Raw genomic sequence first — 15,407 nt, forward strand, 5'->3', positions numbered from 1 at the left:
TTACAACGGGAAGGATATATGATAAGAAAAAACAGAAGAGGTGAAGAAGAATGCAGATATCCAGCAGATTTACGTTAGCAGTGCACATTTTTACATGCATTGATACGTTTCAGAATGAATATAAAGTAACCAGTGATTTTATTGCGGGCAGTACCAATGTAAATCCGGTGATCATCCGCAAGATCCTTCTGCAGCTGAAGGCTGCCGGTCTGGTGCAGGTTGCCAGGGGAACCGGCGGAACTACCATTACCAGACCGTTATCAGAAATCACATTTCTGGATATATATAAAGCGGTGGAGTGTGTGGAAGACAACAAGCTCTTTCACTTCCACGAGAATCCCAACCCGCAGTGTCCGGTAGGAAAAAATATCCACAATATCCTGGATGATAAGCTGCAGCAGGTGCAGGACGCAATGGAGCGGGAGCTTCAGTCTATCACTTTGGAGGATGTGAAAGAAGATCTGGAGAAATATCTTCAGTAGTAAAAGATAAAACAGAACAGAATCGCGAAAGCGCATCACAGAAATGATAAGCCGCTACCAAGCAGAGAAGTTATGAAATCTGCTGAGTAGCGGTTTTTTATATTGTGGGAAATTGCTCAGTGATATTTCATGGTACAAAAAAGCACTTGAGAAAAAAATATAAAAATCTAGTTGTAACTATTGACATTACAATAAAACGATGCTATATTACTTGATGTAATAAAGAAGGTTACAACAATGGCTGGCCGGTCATGAACATAAGAAAATGTTATTTAAGCGAATAATAAAAATAAAGGAGAAAACGATCATGAAAAAAGTAGTAGAATTTTTACAGGCAAACCCGGTACAGTACCTGGCAACTGTAGGACGCGATGGAAAGGCGAAATGCCGCCCGTTCATGTTCTGTTTTGAGAAAGACGGAAAGCTCTGGTTCTGCACCAACAACACCAAGGATGTTTACAAGGATATCCTGGCTAACCCGGAGATCGAGATTTCCGTATCCAGTCCTGAGTATGCATGGATCCGTCTTCACGGAAAGGCTGTTTTTGAGGACAACCATGAAGTAAAGGTATCCTGCATGGAGAATCCTATTGTCAAAGGTCAGTATGAGACTGCTGAGAACCCGATCTTTGAGGTATTCTACCTTGAGAACCCACATGGTCTGATCGCAGACTTCTCCGGAAACCCGCCATATGAATTCTAATTGAATCAACACCCAATTGATTCTATGTCATAACAGACTCCCGATAGCACCAAGGCAAATTCCTGCATTCATTTCTCATTCAATGGACGCAGGAATTTCCTGGTTACTGTTCACTCTGTGAACAGTAACATTTCCAATACATAAAAAGCGGACATTTACAACAGATACATTTCACAGGAACTGCATGGAGGTCTGTCCTTTCGGAGCAGTGGAAAGAAGGTAAGCTATGGAAATCCGTAAACATCTTCATATCGTAAGGAGGCAGAAAAAAGTGGACTGGACACAGTTTTTATGCGGGATACCCGAAAGAGATTATATATTTCAGAAGGAGCCCTATGAGGAACAGATCACACAGGCTTCGGCATATCTGAAGGAAGCAGATCATGTGCTGATCGGAGCAGGTGCCGGCCTTTCTGCAGCGGCCGGTCTTACCTACAGCGGGAAACGTTTTCAGGAAAATTTCAGCGATTTTATAAAAAAATACGGGCTGCAGGATATGTATTCTGCCGGTTTTTATCCATTTCAGACAGAGGAAGAGCGCTGGGGTTACTGGTGCAGACATTCTTATGTAAACCGTATCAAACCACCGGCTTTGCCACTGTATCAGCAGCTTTTTGACCTGGTGAAAGAAAAAGACTATTTTGTGCTGACCACCAATGTGGATCACCAGTTTCAGAAAGCCGGATTTTTGGAAGAGAGGATCTTTGCCACACAGGGAGATTATGGCCGGATCCAGTGCATGAAGGGATGTCATCCCAGGACCTATGATGCCGTTTCCATGTTTGCCCAGATGGTTCAGGCAGAAAAGGACTGTAAGATTCCTTCTTATATGGTGCCGAAATGTCCGGTATGCGGCGGCCCTATGGCTATGAATCTCCGATGCGACCAGTATTTTGTGGAGGATGAGCAGTGGAATGAGGCTGCGGAAAATTATGGAAAGTATCTGAAACAGCTGAAAAAAGGCAAGTCTGTACTGCTGGAGCTGGGCGTTGGTTTTAACACACCATCTATTATTCGCTTTCCTTTTGAAAAAATGGTACGTGAGCACAAAAATACAGAGCTGATCCGCCTGAACAGAGACGAGGCTGTGATACCGGAAAGCTTCGGAGAACGTGGAATCGGAATTAATCGTGACTTGTGCGACAGCTTACGGGATATTACAATAGAAATAAAAAAGATATCCGCAGATCATTTGCAGGACAGCTGATATAAAACCCAACAGAAACCAAAGTGCCCAATGGGAAAAATCTGCGGAAGTATTACAGGCAGGTCAAAACAGAACTGGTAAATAACAGAAGGAGGACATATGGATCAGAAACAGCGTCTTGATTATCTTGTGGAAAAATTCAAAGAAGATTTCGGAGAATACAGGAACCTTAAGGTCTCGGACAACGATGCAGAAAAAAGAAGAATCCTTCGTTCTCTCATGAACATTCGCATGCCCCGGCATATGGATGAAGAAATCCTGAAGGTGCAGGATGAATTCCTGAAGGAAGATGCCAGGGAAAAAGGAATCGTGACACTGAATCAGATCCCGACGGTAAAAGAGGCGTACCACAGTACTGTGCCTTTTGCGGAAAAAATCTCTATCTGGCAGGGCGATATCACCAGACTTCAGGTGGGAGCTATCGTCAATGCAGCCAACTCCCAGATGCTGGGCTGTTTTGTGCCCTGCCACAGATGTATTGACAACGCGATCCATTCGGCTGCGGGAGTGGAGCTTCGTGCAGAGTGCAGCCGCCAGATGAACCAGAAACGGATCCGCTACGGAAGATCCTATGAAGAACCAACCGGCCAGGCCATGGTGACCGGTGGCTATAACCTTCCGGCGGAGCATGTGATCCATACGGTGGGGCCTATTGTTTACTACGAAGTCACGGACAAGTTACGGCAGGATCTGAAAAACTGTTACGAAAGTGTGCTGAACTGCTGCCTGGAAAACAATATCCGGTCCGTAGCGTTCTGCTGTATCTCCACCGGAGAGTTCCATTTTCCCAACAAAGAAGCAGCAGAGATCGCTGTGAACACCACAGAAGCCTTTCTGGAAAAACATGGAGATGCTTTTGACCGGGTGATCTTTAATGTGTTTAAGGATATGGATCTGGAGTATTATAAAAATCAGTTTTAAGTATCCGGTCAGCTCCTGGCTTTATGAAAACAGCCTCGCTGAAGACTGCATATGGTTATGTATGCCACATGCCTTCTGCTGGGCTGTTATTTTATTTTTTAAACAGTTTATCATTACAGAGATCCACAAACAGCTGAGCTGTTCTGGAAAGAGGTCTGTCACTGCGGTAGCACAGGGACAGATGTGAAGAGATCGCAGGTGTGATGGGAATGGCACGCCATGGAGAGTAGCTGGGTCTGGGACCGTTCTCGGGAAGCTGGACGTGAACATCCATCAACAGGGCCACACAGGCCTGATTAGTCACCATGTCCAGAATGGAATCGGTTCTGTGGCTGGTAAAAACGATATTAGGCACAAAATTGGCGTTCTGGCAGGCTATTCTAGCAACACCCTCAAGTTTGCCCCTCACGAAGAGAGCCCTTCAACAACTTTAATTACCCTTTATATTTCCAGCAGATTTTCCAGAGAAAAAATTGATTCCCAATCAAGAAGTTCTTCCATTTTATTAAGATTCTGGTCAGAGTGTTCCAGCTCCCTGGAAAAACGGTAACAGATTGAGACCAGATCTGGAAAGGAAAACTGCTTTTGCTGCAAAAGCCAGGTTCCCATTGCCAGCTCGTGGATCAGGAAGGTGCAGATAACTGCCATTTTTACTTTGGCGAAGATCTGTTCATCATATACGGCCCCGCAGAAATACGTGTAGATCCAATAGAGCAGGAGCTGTTCTTCCTGAATCTTCCAGTCCGGATAAAAGGTTTCGAATTCAAGACAGACATCCTGGTATTGTTGTTCGGTATCACAGGCGGTATATAACGGGGTTAAGGTTTCCAAGAGGTAATCATGCCAGCCAGAGCGGAGAACTTCCATTTGAGGAATGATGGTTTTCCATATGTTTTTTCGCAGGTCAGCAGAAGGCTTTTTGGCAGTGATCCACTTGTGGAGTTTTTTCTGGAAGGAATCTCCGAAAGCAGAATTTTGATGACGACTGCGGATCGTTTCCCATTGAAACAATTTGTTCCGGTCCAGACAGAGCTGAAAATCATGGCCGCAGGCCAGAAGCTTCCGGCGGCGTAACGCACAGGGAACAGAACGGTCCTGGATCACGGAGAAGAGATAGTCTCTGGTGTCCATCAGCGCGGTGAAAAGGAAATAGTCGAAGTCGTCATAAGTCTCTTCTGGAGTTTCCTTTTCCACAGTCCGGAATGTGATTTTTTCTTTGTGGCTGAGAAAGATTCTGGCGGCTTCCGGGCAGGAAAGAGACAGAGACAATTCCCGAAGTCCCTCAAATTCTTCGATATGCCTCGGGTATTTACGGCAGGTATCGCAGAGCATATCTTTGCCCGCTTCGCTGTAGATATCACAGAGATTATCTTCGTTCAAAAATGCACAGCGTTTTTGATAATGACGGAAAGAATGTTCCTTCCAGTCGATGTCATTCAGAAGGCGGTTGCGAAAAGCTCCTTTGCAGTGGCGGTATTTTTTGAGACTGTTTTGATCGATCATGATCTGCCAGCCGGCACAGCAGGTATCCGGACAGCTGCCTGCGATGCAGGAAAATTCATTACAAAAAGTAGGTTTCGTGATTTGCATAATAGTTCTCCCGAAGGTTGTAAATTTTACCTGGAATTATAGCACTGCATAAAAGAAACTACAACAGAAATGAAGCGTGATATCCTGACAGTGTTAAGAATGAGAACTGGAAATTGTCATGTAATCTGATAAGCTTTTCAAGTTAATTAATGTGGGCTAACTGTGTATAGTAAAGTAAGGAATCAAAGAAGCGAGCTTATCATGCCAGATCAGAAAATTGACAATCTTTTAAATCTAGCCCTGGATGCTACAGAAGAGGAACGCCAGAAATCCGGAAATCTGAACACAGGATATGATCCTGCTGGGAAAACCTGGGATGTGATCGTGAAATACACAGGCAGGGAGGAGGAGCTTTCCGGAGAGGGAATACAGGCAGTTCCGCTTCTGGGAAACTATGCAGTTGTTACTTTTCCGGAGCGTGAGATCGACAGCTATTCTGACCGAGAAAATGTGATCTTTATGGAAAAACCAAAACAACTTTATTTTGAAGTGTTTCAGGGAAAAACAGCCAGCTGCATCCAGGCGGTACAGACCGGAGCGGAAGGGTTGACCGGAGAAGGAATCCTTATGGGAATCGTGGATTCCGGTGTTGATTATTTCCACCCTGATTTTCGAAATGAGGATGGAAGCAGCCGGATCCTGTATCTATGGGATCAGGGAATTCCGGGAAAACCACCGGCAGGATATGGGGCAGGAACAGAATATACGAAAGAAGAAATTGATGAGGCGCTTGCACTTGGAGAAAACCAGGGCAGACGCCTTGTTCCGTCTGTGGATATCAGCGGACACGGGACTGCTGTGCTTGGAATCGCAGCCGGAAACGGAAGGGCTTCCGGTGGTGTGAACAGAGGCGTTGCCTATGAAAGTGATCTCCTGGTTGTGAAAATGGGAATTCCAAAGGAGAATTCTTTTCCCAGGACAACGGAACTGATCCAGGGAATCGACTATCTGATGAGGAAGGCGCTGGAACTAAATCGGCCGTTGGTGATCAATCTGAGTTTTGGGAATAATTATGGGTCTCATGAACCTTATAATTAAGGGAAAACATAAGAAAACACTGATATTTCCTGTGTTTTCAGGCAATTCAGTGTTTTACTCGGATTCATGTTTGGTTGTTGTTTGAGTCTTATAATACTCGGTCAGGATCATGTTAATCTGCTGGGAACGTGTACGATAGTTCGCTTTTGCATCCTTATCAATCTCAGCAACCAGTTCTTTGGACAAAGTAGTATAGACCTGAATATTGTTGGAACTGATAGCCATGTGGCACCTCCGATTCAATTTAATAGAATTATTCTATCATACTTCTTCGGGAGGGGCAATGTGAACTGAAAATTGAAGAATTATTGTTACTGTAAAATTGGAACGGTCGTAAAGAAAATCTATGAATAGAGAACGATAAGAAAGGTAGAACAGACAATGAAGAAAACAATTTTTGAAGAGATGGGCGGTACTTATATCAGACATGGGGATTATCTTATCCCTGCTCTTACCTTACCGAAGGAAGAAGAACAAAGGGTTGTCGGTGTATGGGGACAAAGACATTTGCGGTATTTGAAGGAATACCGCAGATTGCTATATCTGAATATGCTTACAAGCGGCAGGCTGAATGGTTATTTGGCTGATATAGAAGAACAGGCACAGGAACGCTTTGAAAGACTTGTAGAACAGATGAAACAGGCACAAGGCATTACAGAACAGCTAAAGGTGGAAAATGTCTTGGAATGGATAGGAAGAATGAACAATATACAAGTATGTGCGAGGGAGATTGTGGATAAAGAGATAATTTATCAAGAATGAAATGTAAGATAAATAGTGTATAAAATGTAGCAGGGCATCATAAGATAAAATTGTAATTGCATTTTCCACATAGTTCGTGTAAAATGTAATTAGAAAAGCTGTGCATCAGCGGTGGGTTGACACCTAAAATCTGATACGTTTTCCGAACGAAGGTGTCGGAGGTTGGCAGGCAACGGAAAAACCTGATATTTTCCAGACGAAGGTGCTGGAGGTTGGCAGACAACGGAAAAATCAACCATGAGAAGGGAATGTTTAGTGCTGCGGCGTGAACATTCCCTTCTCTAAATTTTATGGGATAAGGATTAAGTTATGGACAAAAGACGTGCAATTCAGATTATGACAAAAGCGGCACAACTATATAAAGAACATCTTGAGGATCAGAAGGTTTTGTTCCTATATGGCTTACCGAAAGAGGTGAATAAGCAATTACAGGAAAGTAATAAGATTTTGTCATCTGTACAGGGATATGAAGTTGTTTTCCATAGATACAATTTTTTACATTTGACAGGAGTTCGATTGAATAAAAAAGAGACAGCTTCTGCAATTCATTTTTACCAGAAATGCCTGGATAAGCGATTAACAGAAAATGATTTTGTTTTTGCAAAAGATGGCTCTACGGGGCAAAAATTGGATATATTGGAACGTATGATGCTTATTAAGAAAAACGTAACAATGATAGGAGAATTTACAGATCGAGGACCGAAATTATATACAGAAAAAGCTGCCGGGAATATATGTGGTTGTATTGGCTTCGTAAAAGATAAAAATACGAAATTAAATGTACCGAACACATTGCTGAAAAAGGACATCAGAGATGTAACAGCACAGCCTACATATAAAGTATTTGCTGTAATATCAAAACACTATACAGATGAGAAATATACAAATCTTGTGAAGATGGACAAAAGTATTGATTTGAAAGAGTGTTGTTTCTCAGAAACAATAGAAAATATGATAGATAGAGAAAATCTATAATGAAATATAAAGAAACCATGCTACTGCTTTTTGTAACAGTATCATGGTTTTATTGTTTGTCGTCTATATTTTAAGTTGATTATTACTTTACAAAATTGGCAATGTTATAATTATCATTGATTTTAGAAGAAGGGAGTATCGAGGGAAATTAGTGGAACTGGTTTTGCAAGCATAGCGTTTGGATATCCAAACGCACTTTGGGAGCCCCCCAAACCCCATTTGTTGGCTTTACAAAGTAGGAATTTTTTGCTCAAGATAAAAAGAGAGTGCGTAAGCGGAAAGAAATCAAATTATGCTTACGCACTTTGTGCCTCACTTTTGCTCGGTGGTTAGCAGTTTGTGAATTATTGGGATGAAGCAATATAACTGTTTTGAGAAAACGGGATATTTTTTATATTAGTAGTTTAAACATTATAGTTCTGTGTTGTGCGATTTTTGCCTGGATTGAACAGGATGTTTTTTTTGCAATTCCTGTTTCCTCTGATATTCAAGTTCCCAGGTACGATGAGAGAAGCTATAGGGATCTTCCATATTGAGATCATCCACTTCATGGGTTGCGATATCACGATAGTGATAGTCATAATATTCACCAAAAGTACCTTTGAGCTGCTCAATCAGTTTCTCTCGGAAAGTAGGTCGTATCTGGATTCTGGCATCCAGTAATTCTGTATATTGCTCTGGTTTAGGCCGGAGTTTTTCCTCTTGGAAAGCGACAGCATCTTTTTCAAGCTGCTCTTTGAGAGCCATATCCTGAGAATCGAGAATATCCAGATTCTTATCCATCTGGTCGTATTTTCTGGAAAGGCTCGCCATATCTTTCTCTGTGGAGCATTCAGCCTGAAACAGCAGCTGTTCTTTGGCAGATTTCAGTTCCTCGATTTCTTCTGTTACGGTTGTAAGCTGCTGGTTTAACTTTATATGCTGGAAAGGATTTAGAATACTGGTTTTACTTTTTTGCACATTTAGTTCTTTCTTTTCAGTAACTTTCGCTTTGAGCTTTTTCTTAATGGTATCATATTTATTTAGGATAGGACGAAAATGCTGCATCCAGTCATGGATCACTTCTTTTTGCATTTCATTATGAAGTAAATGATATTGTGTAAAAATCATATGATTGCGGATTGCTTCTAATGTTTCTGCAATTACCGGAATAGATTTTTCGACAGCTTGAACCAATTTTTTTATCTGTGTTTTTAATTCCCGTAGTATTCTGTTATCCGCACGAACCCGACGGTTGATTTCACACCGGTCTGCTATCATGCCTTTCTTTTCCATATTCTGGGCAATGTAGCCTTCGTGGATGGTTGGCTGTTCAGTGATTCCCTGAGCTGCAAAACTGCGGTGATCAATGGCGGCATTTATCTGATTAAGGGCAAGCATTTTATTTACGGCATCTGCCCAGTTTGCTCTCCAGAGGCAGAGCTGTTCCTCACTGTTCCATTGTTCGGAAATCGGGTTTTGTCTGCCATACCGGGTGCTTTTTGGATGTTTGTCGATACGTTCATAACCTTTCTCCTGTGCTGCCGAGGGAGTCAGATATACTTTCTTTTTCCCAGCTTTATAACGATACTGTTTTTCCCAGCCCTCTTTCTGAGCATCCTTAAATTCAGAAGCAGTAAATCCCTTTTCCTCTCCATCTTTGATGCATAGATATTCTTTTTCGGTTTTATACTGCCATGTTCCGTTTTCGTTTAATGGACGGACAGTAAGTAGAATGTGTGCATGGGGATTGTGACCATCTGTATCGTGAATGGCGAAATCGGCACACATTCCCATATCTACAAAATTCTTTTGAATAAAATTCTGAAGAAGAGAAATATTGCTGTCTTTATCCAACTCAATAGGGAGTGCGACAACAAATTCTCTTGCCAGTCGGCTGTCTTTTGTTTTTTCAGCAGCTTCTACAGCATTCCAGAGTTGCTCCCGGTTTTTCCATTTAGGCGGAGCCATAGGGGGAAGCATTACTTCCTGATAGATCAGTCCATGTTTTCGGGTGTAGTCATGCTGGATGCCATCGTAATCATTGTATATGCGGCTACAGCTCATATAAGCAGATGCAGCGACAGCAGACCGCCCGGAACCACGGCTGACGACCTTGGCTTGCATATGATAAATTGCCATATCTGGCACCTCCTTTCGATGTTGCCTGCAACAGCGGATAGCCCTCGGCAGAGCGCACGAGCCCCGTAGGGGATACCACCGCCCGATTTATCGGGTGGTGAGTAAGTGCGCCCTTCGGGAGTAGAACTTGTGTATTTACATTCCTCTTAGCCGGAGCATCAGCTCCCGCTTTAGGGTATCTAAATCCATTTCTTTAATATGTGGAGCAATGCTTTCCAGAATCGCTCCTTCTTGAATCAATCTGCGTGTTCTGGCATTACGTTCCTTTTTACGGTTTCTTGCTTCGATTTCTTCCAGTCTGTGTTTTGCCTGTAAAAGCACTTTTTCTTCTGGTGTCATAATTCTTTTATTTGCCATATCTGGCACCTCCTTTTTATGCCCGTATCCGGGCGATTTAGTTTTAAAATCTTGTGGTTTAGTACTATAGTTTTAGATAACTGACAGTGGCATGTCTCTGGTGATAAATAAGAAAAGAAAGTAGTACTACTGTCAGTGAAAAATAGTTATTGTGCGATGCTGCTTTGTTTCAACTCTGGTTTGAAGTGTGATTATCTAACAGAATTTTTTTCGTTTTTTTTAAATTAGCTGTTGCATTGTCCTGACGGATATTCCGGTTATTGATACGGATGGGAACACATCTCTCCAGAATCCGGTCATAAATTCGCTTGTGTGCGATATCAGCGGCGTTATTCAGCTCTGATAAAGTGAGATTGGTTGTTATGATCAGGGGCTTTTTACTGCGGTAACGGCTGTCAATCACATTGAATACCTGTTCCAGTGCAAAGTCAGAGTTCCGTTCAATTCCGAGGTCATCAATGATCAGAAGGCTGTAGCGGTTTAAGCTGTGGATGAACTGATTCCTGTCTTCAAAATGCATTCCGGTAAGGGCATTCAGAATCCGGGAAAAGTTGGTCATCAGTACCGGGACGCCTTTTTCCAGAAGGGCATTGGCAATGCAGCCTGCAAAGAAAGATTTTCCAGTACCGACATCGCCCCAGATGAGAAGTCCGGAAGCGTTTGCTTTCATCTCTTCCCAGTTACTTACATAATTGTGTGCAAGTTTCATTTCCGGATTGCTGCCGTTATCTTTGGCAAAGGTGTAGTCATAAAGTGATTTGTCCTGTAAGCCGCTGGTTTTGAGATGCTCTATTTCCATTTGCTTTTCATGAAGTTTTCTCTGGGCTTCCTCCTGTTCAAAGATCTCCTGCTGGCACTTACAGCGGATGGAAGGAATAAGAACCTTTCCCTGTAATTCATGCCTGCACTGTCTTGGCGTATTGCATTTGGAACAGTAGATCAGGTGATTTGTTTCGTTAAAATATTCATCAGACTGAAGCTCTCTGTTTGGTGTGATAGCTGTTGGTTTTTCTGTAAATGTTGTCATAATGTTTCGTATTCCTCACTTTCATAATTTCGTTGCCGGGAAACAGGATGATCCTGTCTTGCCCAACGGATGATGGTAGCTGCATGGTTTTGGTATTGCTTTCCGGTAGAAGCCATATAACCGGATAAGCGTTCCATATAGTCCTGCCAGTCAGGGATTGTCTGCCGGATATTTTCCAGCTCCGTCTCTGACAGAAAAACATTTTGAAATGTTCCATAGGGTGAGCGTGGCTCTTTACTCCCTCTTATTGTTAAATGGTTCTTTTTTATCTCTTTCTTATTACTGGACAGTTTTCTGTCTGTATCAGGGAAAGAATCCTGTCTGTCAATAGGACAGTTTTCTGTCTGTCTTGAGGAAAGAATTCTGTCTGTATTGCTGAGGGTTTCTTTCGGGATTTTTACATAGATCCGATTAGGGTGTCCGGGTCCCTGCCGTTTTCGGAAGATAAGCTCTTGTTTTTCCAGTACTGCCAGAGCAGTTTTCACCGTCATCTGGCTTTTGTGGAGAACTTCTGCCAGTGCTTCAATCGTAAAGTAGAGGAACACATGACCATTTGTATCTGACCAGCCCTCATTTTTCTGGGAAAGCCTTGCACGGTCGAGCAGGATCATATAAAGCATTTTGGCAGTTTCGTTTATTTCCATGTCCAGAAGAAAACGGGGAAACATCATATAAGATGGCAGGCTTGTGTCTGCTGTCAGAAAGTCCGTCATGTGTTCACCTCCAATCACAATGGTTTATTCTCCAAGAAAATCCCAGTCTATATCACGATCCGGCTGTTCTTTTTCAGGAGCTGGAAAGGGCATCCTGATGGGGGATTCCCTTTCCAACATGCCTGCAGTCAGCCCGGACAGAAAAATCGGCAATGACTGTTTCAGGCTGTGTTCTACTGCTTCTACAATCTGTTTCACAAAAAGTTCTTCCCGTTCCCTTGTTTCCAGATAGGGATCAGCCTGAGTGCGGTAGTAGCGGTCAAAATAATCGACCAGTGCAAGGGAGATTACCTGGCTGTAAGATTTAAAATTCTGTCTGTCCATCGTCTGTAAATATTCCCAGGCTCTCCGCTGCTGGTCTTTGTCCAGATTAAATCGCAGGTTTGTGTTGCGGATATGGTTCTGCATGGCTTATCCCCTCCTTTTCAGGCTCATATAAGCCAGAGATTCATAACCTTTGGCAGTGGCACAGATATCATCAAGGATGGTAACTCGTGATTTGTCATACGCTCCAAAGTTACGGATCAGGCATCCACCGCCTCCGACCACATACAGGCGCATCAGGCCAGGATTGTATTCATATTTGCGGAGCGTGGCAAAAATATCTGTGACATACTGTCTGGCAACAGCAGTAATACAATCCAGATAAGACGCTGAAATGTCAGCGGTTCCAAACCGCAGAATCTGCTCTACGGTAGATTCTTCAATCTTTACTCCGAAGTTGTCCAGAACAGCGTTTTTAGCGGCAATCATGCATTGGTTTACGCCAAACTTTTCTGTCCAGCACCGGCTTTCCTGTGCTTTCTTATTATTGATATACAGAATGTTCATGGTTCCGTTGCCGATATCTGCAAGAAGATTTGTCCCCTTGAAATCTCCAAGTCGGTTTACGATAGCCGGATATCCCTGCGGGTAAAGGCTGCATCCCACAAAACGGAGATGATACTCTTTGCTGTTAAATCGGTAATGGACTTCTGGATTCTGGAGCAGATAGGAACGGAAATCTTCTCTCTGGTTTCTGATCCATGTCAGAGGAAGCCCGGCAGCCAGATGAACGTCTGCTTCACGGATGGAAAAGACATTCAGTTCCCTTGCAATCGCCATGAGAGTTAGAAGATAATATTCTTCGTCCATAGCTTTATCTGGGATAAATTCTTTGTGTCCTTCGCCAATCCGGTAGTAAATGCCGTTATATTCCAGAATATTCCCGGTGAAGATGGGTTCTGTTTCATAGGCTTTGATTCCGGTTGGTGTGACGGTATTTGCTGTTTTCATGTTGCCGTAGCCGTGATCTACAGCAATGATTTTTGTGTTTCTGAGTTCTCGCATAAAAAACACCTCCATTTTCGTATTGATTAATTCAGCAGGCTGTACCGGTGTGGTACTGCTTTGCTGTGAGATAAGCATACGAAAGTTGGAGGAAAAAGACATTGAGGGAAAATTGAGTTGGAATTGAAAAATAGGATATAATTTTGTAAAATAGAGCAATTTCTTTAGTTTTTTATAGCCCTGCATTTTTTTGTTATAAACGTTCATTAAATGTTGACATGTTATTATATAAATGGTAAAATTGTACAATAAAATGTGGAAAGTTGGATGGAATTTATTGAATTATAATAAAACTAATCGTACTTAACTGGCGGCTTATGTATTTGTAGAACTTAGAATAATAGAAAATTTAAAATATTATCAATTTTTACAGCTGTTGCAATGCTTTCAGTAGGAACAACAGTTTTTGCAAGTCCTTAACTGTTGTTTGATAAGGAGTGTAGTTTTATACAAATAGTGATATTATTGCAAAAAACTAGGATTTTATAAAAATAAAAAAATCAAGTCTATAGCTGTTTGAAGTGAGGAGAAAAGCGTATGAGAAATGTGTTGGCAACGGACATAAAAAACAATATTCGAAGCATTCGCTTTATTTTGGGGATTTTTCTAATCGTTTCGGCTACCCTGATGTCTGAGCATGAGATGTTGCAGAAGATCATAAATGCAGGCGGATCTGCAGAAGGACCAGGCTGGTTCGTAGCATACACCTATTGTATGAACAGCGTTAATATGCTTCTGTTTGTTCCCATTGCCGTTGCTTTTGCGGGTGGAGAGAATACGGAGGCTGAGCTGCACAGTCGTTTTTTTCTGTTCAGTTATATCCGTTCAGGGAGAAAACAGTATCTCGTAGGAAAAGCAGCAGGATTGTTGGTCTCCGGAGGTTTGACAGCTTTTTTAGCCATGGTGTTCCTTCTTGTAATCTGTATACTGAGGTTCGGTCAGTATCCTTCTCTGATTGACGGAAATTATGAGATGGCAGTGCTTGTGGGCAGAACGGCGGTAAGCTTTCTGAGATTGTTTTTAAATGGCGCTTTTTGGGCGCTAATTGGCGGTACGTCGGCTGTCATAACAAAAAATCGCTATATGTCCTATGCCGTTCCTTTTATTCTTTATTATGTCCTGACCGTATTTCAGGAGCGTTACTATCAAAAAGCATTCTTTCTGAGTCCCCGCTATTGGGCGGCGTCTATTTACTACAATGATATCTTCTGCATTGCTATATTAGCGGTTGGAAGTTTTTTAACGGCACTGATCTTTATGTGCGCAATAGAAAGAAGGTTGCGGTATGCGTGATATTAAACAGGCTTTTTGGATTGCAGGCCAGAATTTCTATGGATGGAAAAAAAGTCCGAGGATCTGGATGACCTTTATTTTGGCAGCTATATTATGTCTGATGCTGTCGGATCAGATTATTTCCCATGCGATAAAATATGAGACAATCCTTCAGGTATTCGAGCCGTTTATTTGGACATATGGGGATGCATCCTCTGTTATGCTGTCCTCCCTGCTTTTAATCCTGCTCTTTGCGGACATGCCATTTATCAGTCAGGCAACTCCGTATTGGCTTGTACGCACAAAACGGAAGATATGGCTTGCGGGTCAGATTATCTATGTGATCCTGGCGACTGTGATCTATAATATTTTTTTGGCTGTGATGCTTGGAATTATGGGAGCTCCCTTTTCCTTTACGGGAAATGTGTGGAGCGAAACAGCGGCAATGTTGGGCTATGGCGGTGGGGAGAGCATAACCGTTCCTGTTTCCATAAAAACAATGGAAAGCTCAACTCCTTATATGTGCGCAGCAATAGTGTTTGGACTTGTACTTTTATATACTCTTTTTATCGCAGTTCTCATGTTGTTTTTAAATCTGGCTGCGGGAAATATGGCAGGGGTGATCGGTGCTTTTGCAGTCAGTCTGTATGGGCTCCTGCTGAACCCAGATGTTTTCCGGAAACTGTTTCATTTTACAGAAAGTCAGGAATATAGGGCGAACGTGTTCTGCGGCTGGCTGTCTCCGTTGAACCAAGCTACCTTTCCCATGCACAGCTTTGGTTATGATTACCTGCCAGGGATCGGGATGAGCATGTTCATATTTGCAATATTAATCATAGCGCTGATCGGCTTGTCAGCCGTCCGAATTAAGGGCTATAATTTCTCTTTTACGCAGACAAACGAATAAATG

General features: G+C 42.5%; 18 protein-coding genes. 9 read left to right on the forward strand and 9 right to left on the reverse strand.

What is annotated here, in order from left to right:
* The first annotated feature begins 50 nt into the window (after window positions 1-50).
* The 4 genes from DWX61_RS00810 to DWX61_RS00825 all read left to right on the forward strand — a co-directional run bounded on the left by DWX61_RS00810 (window position 51) and on the right by DWX61_RS00825 (window position 3,313).
* Window positions 51-482, forward strand: a complete 432-nt coding sequence (locus DWX61_RS00810) for an Rrf2 family transcriptional regulator (RefSeq protein WP_118512640.1) — start codon at window positions 51-53, stop codon at window positions 480-482.
* Window positions 483-789: 307 nt separating this feature from the next.
* Window positions 790-1,185, forward strand: a complete 396-nt coding sequence (locus tag DWX61_RS00815) for a pyridoxamine 5'-phosphate oxidase family protein (RefSeq protein ID WP_118512639.1) — start codon at window positions 790-792, stop codon at window positions 1,183-1,185.
* A gap of 226 nt (window positions 1,186-1,411) precedes the next feature.
* Window positions 1,412-2,392, forward strand: a complete 981-nt coding sequence (locus DWX61_RS00820) for an SIR2 family NAD-dependent protein deacylase (RefSeq protein ID WP_118512638.1) — start codon at window positions 1,412-1,414, stop codon at window positions 2,390-2,392.
* A 99-nt stretch (window positions 2,393-2,491) separates the two neighbouring features.
* Window positions 2,492-3,313: a protein-ADP-ribose hydrolase gene (locus DWX61_RS00825; protein ID WP_118623298.1), complete on the forward strand. Its 822-nt coding sequence runs from the start codon at window positions 2,492-2,494 to the stop codon at window positions 3,311-3,313.
* A 91-nt stretch (window positions 3,314-3,404) separates the two neighbouring features.
* Here the strand turns inward: DWX61_RS00825 and DWX61_RS00830 are convergent, their stop codons facing one another.
* Both DWX61_RS00830 and fliB read right to left on the reverse strand, forming a co-directional pair.
* On the reverse strand, window positions 3,405-3,722 hold the full coding sequence (locus DWX61_RS00830) for a LysR family transcriptional regulator substrate-binding protein (protein ID WP_118623300.1): 318 nt from the start codon (window positions 3,720-3,722) through the stop codon (window positions 3,405-3,407).
* A gap of 32 nt (window positions 3,723-3,754) precedes the next feature.
* Entirely contained in the window at window positions 3,755-4,903 is a 1,149-nt protein-coding gene (gene fliB, locus DWX61_RS00835; protein ID WP_118623302.1) for a flagellin lysine-N-methylase, read from the reverse strand.
* 201 nt (window positions 4,904-5,104) lie between these two features.
* Here fliB and DWX61_RS00840 point away from each other — a divergent pair, with 201 nt between their 5' ends.
* Window positions 5,105-5,941 carry a S8 family serine peptidase gene (locus DWX61_RS00840; RefSeq protein ID WP_118512634.1) on the forward strand — a complete coding sequence of 279 codons (837 nt, stop codon included), beginning with the start codon at window positions 5,105-5,107 and terminating at the stop codon, window positions 5,939-5,941.
* 54 nt (window positions 5,942-5,995) lie between these two features.
* Here DWX61_RS00840 and DWX61_RS18835 read toward each other — a convergent pair whose 3' ends face one another.
* Window positions 5,996-6,166, reverse strand: coding sequence for a hypothetical protein (locus DWX61_RS18835; RefSeq protein WP_005428285.1), 171 nt, complete (start codon window positions 6,164-6,166; stop codon window positions 5,996-5,998).
* Between the two features lie 156 nt (window positions 6,167-6,322).
* Here DWX61_RS18835 and DWX61_RS00845 point away from each other — a divergent pair, with 156 nt between their 5' ends.
* Window positions 6,323-6,703, forward strand: coding sequence for a TnpV protein (locus DWX61_RS00845; RefSeq protein ID WP_005428283.1), 381 nt, complete (start codon window positions 6,323-6,325; stop codon window positions 6,701-6,703).
* A gap of 309 nt (window positions 6,704-7,012) precedes the next feature.
* Window positions 7,013-7,678: a PBECR4 domain-containing protein gene (locus DWX61_RS00850; protein WP_005428282.1), complete on the forward strand. Its 666-nt coding sequence runs from the start codon at window positions 7,013-7,015 to the stop codon at window positions 7,676-7,678.
* Between the two features lie 411 nt (window positions 7,679-8,089).
* Here DWX61_RS00850 and mobQ read toward each other — a convergent pair whose 3' ends face one another.
* From mobQ to DWX61_RS00880, 6 genes are all read right to left on the reverse strand, one after another.
* Window positions 8,090-9,799, reverse strand: a complete 1,710-nt coding sequence (gene mobQ, locus DWX61_RS00855) for a MobQ family relaxase (protein WP_023924145.1) — start codon at window positions 9,797-9,799, stop codon at window positions 8,090-8,092.
* Window positions 9,800-9,934: 135 nt separating this feature from the next.
* Window positions 9,935-10,156 carry a hypothetical protein gene (locus DWX61_RS00860; RefSeq protein WP_005428277.1) on the reverse strand — a complete coding sequence of 74 codons (222 nt, stop codon included), beginning with the start codon at window positions 10,154-10,156 and terminating at the stop codon, window positions 9,935-9,937.
* A 169-nt stretch (window positions 10,157-10,325) separates the two neighbouring features.
* Window positions 10,326-11,183, reverse strand: coding sequence for an ATP-binding protein (locus tag DWX61_RS00865; protein ID WP_118043958.1), 858 nt, complete (start codon window positions 11,181-11,183; stop codon window positions 10,326-10,328).
* A complete protein-coding gene (locus DWX61_RS00870; RefSeq protein ID WP_005428274.1) occupies window positions 11,180-11,896 on the reverse strand; it encodes a replication initiator protein A in 717 nt (238 codons plus the stop codon). Before DWX61_RS00870 ends, DWX61_RS00865 begins: the two co-directional genes overlap by 4 nt.
* A 24-nt stretch (window positions 11,897-11,920) precedes the next feature.
* A complete protein-coding gene (locus tag DWX61_RS00875) occupies window positions 11,921-12,304 on the reverse strand; it encodes a hypothetical protein (RefSeq protein WP_005428271.1) in 384 nt (127 codons plus the stop codon).
* Between the two features lie 3 nt (window positions 12,305-12,307).
* Window positions 12,308-13,411, reverse strand: coding sequence for a ParM/StbA family protein (locus DWX61_RS00880; RefSeq protein ID WP_436286257.1), 1,104 nt, complete (start codon window positions 13,409-13,411; stop codon window positions 12,308-12,310).
* A 351-nt stretch (window positions 13,412-13,762) separates the two neighbouring features.
* Here DWX61_RS00880 and DWX61_RS00885 point away from each other — a divergent pair, with 351 nt between their 5' ends.
* The gene (locus tag DWX61_RS00885; RefSeq protein ID WP_005428267.1) at window positions 13,763-14,518 is read left to right on the forward strand and encodes a hypothetical protein; all 756 of its coding nucleotides are present in this window, start codon (window positions 13,763-13,765) and stop codon (window positions 14,516-14,518) included.
* Window positions 14,511-15,404, forward strand: coding sequence for a hypothetical protein (locus tag DWX61_RS00890; RefSeq protein WP_005428264.1), 894 nt, complete (start codon window positions 14,511-14,513; stop codon window positions 15,402-15,404). Before DWX61_RS00885 ends, DWX61_RS00890 begins: the two co-directional genes overlap by 8 nt.
* Window positions 15,405-15,407: the final 3 nt, after the last annotated feature.

The organism is Ruminococcus sp. AF20-12LB (genome assembly GCF_003478985.1).
GTDB lineage: Bacteria > Bacillota > Clostridia > Lachnospirales > Lachnospiraceae > Blautia_A.

Coding starts and splice junctions, on each gene's coding strand:
- DWX61_RS00810 (WP_118512640.1), top strand. CDS start 51: ATGCAGATATCCAGCAGATTTACGTTAGCAGTGCACATTTTTACATGC.
- DWX61_RS00815 (WP_118512639.1), top strand. CDS start 790: ATGAAAAAAGTAGTAGAATTTTTACAGGCAAACCCGGTACAGTACCTG.
- DWX61_RS00820 (WP_118512638.1), top strand. CDS start 1,412: ATGGAAATCCGTAAACATCTTCATATCGTAAGGAGGCAGAAAAAAGTG.
- DWX61_RS00825 (WP_118623298.1), top strand. CDS start 2,492: ATGGATCAGAAACAGCGTCTTGATTATCTTGTGGAAAAATTCAAAGAA.
- fliB (WP_118623302.1), bottom strand. CDS start 4,903: ATGCAAATCACGAAACCTACTTTTTGTAATGAATTTTCCTGCATCGCA.
- DWX61_RS00840 (WP_118512634.1), top strand. CDS start 5,105: ATGCCAGATCAGAAAATTGACAATCTTTTAAATCTAGCCCTGGATGCT.
- DWX61_RS18835 (WP_005428285.1), bottom strand. CDS start 6,166: ATGGCTATCAGTTCCAACAATATTCAGGTCTATACTACTTTGTCCAAA.
- DWX61_RS00845 (WP_005428283.1), top strand. CDS start 6,323: ATGAAGAAAACAATTTTTGAAGAGATGGGCGGTACTTATATCAGACAT.
- DWX61_RS00850 (WP_005428282.1), top strand. CDS start 7,013: ATGGACAAAAGACGTGCAATTCAGATTATGACAAAAGCGGCACAACTA.
- mobQ (WP_023924145.1), bottom strand. CDS start 9,799: ATGGCAATTTATCATATGCAAGCCAAGGTCGTCAGCCGTGGTTCCGGG.
- DWX61_RS00860 (WP_005428277.1), bottom strand. CDS start 10,156: ATGGCAAATAAAAGAATTATGACACCAGAAGAAAAAGTGCTTTTACAG.
- DWX61_RS00865 (WP_118043958.1), bottom strand. CDS start 11,183: ATGACAACATTTACAGAAAAACCAACAGCTATCACACCAAACAGAGAG.
- DWX61_RS00870 (WP_005428274.1), bottom strand. CDS start 11,896: ATGACGGACTTTCTGACAGCAGACACAAGCCTGCCATCTTATATGATG.
- DWX61_RS00875 (WP_005428271.1), bottom strand. CDS start 12,304: ATGCAGAACCATATCCGCAACACAAACCTGCGATTTAATCTGGACAAA.
- DWX61_RS00880 (WP_436286257.1), bottom strand. CDS start 13,411: ATGCAGGGCTATAAAAAACTAAAGAAATTGCTCTATTTTACAAAATTA.
- DWX61_RS00885 (WP_005428267.1), top strand. CDS start 13,763: ATGAGAAATGTGTTGGCAACGGACATAAAAAACAATATTCGAAGCATT.
- DWX61_RS00890 (WP_005428264.1), top strand. CDS start 14,511: ATGCGTGATATTAAACAGGCTTTTTGGATTGCAGGCCAGAATTTCTAT.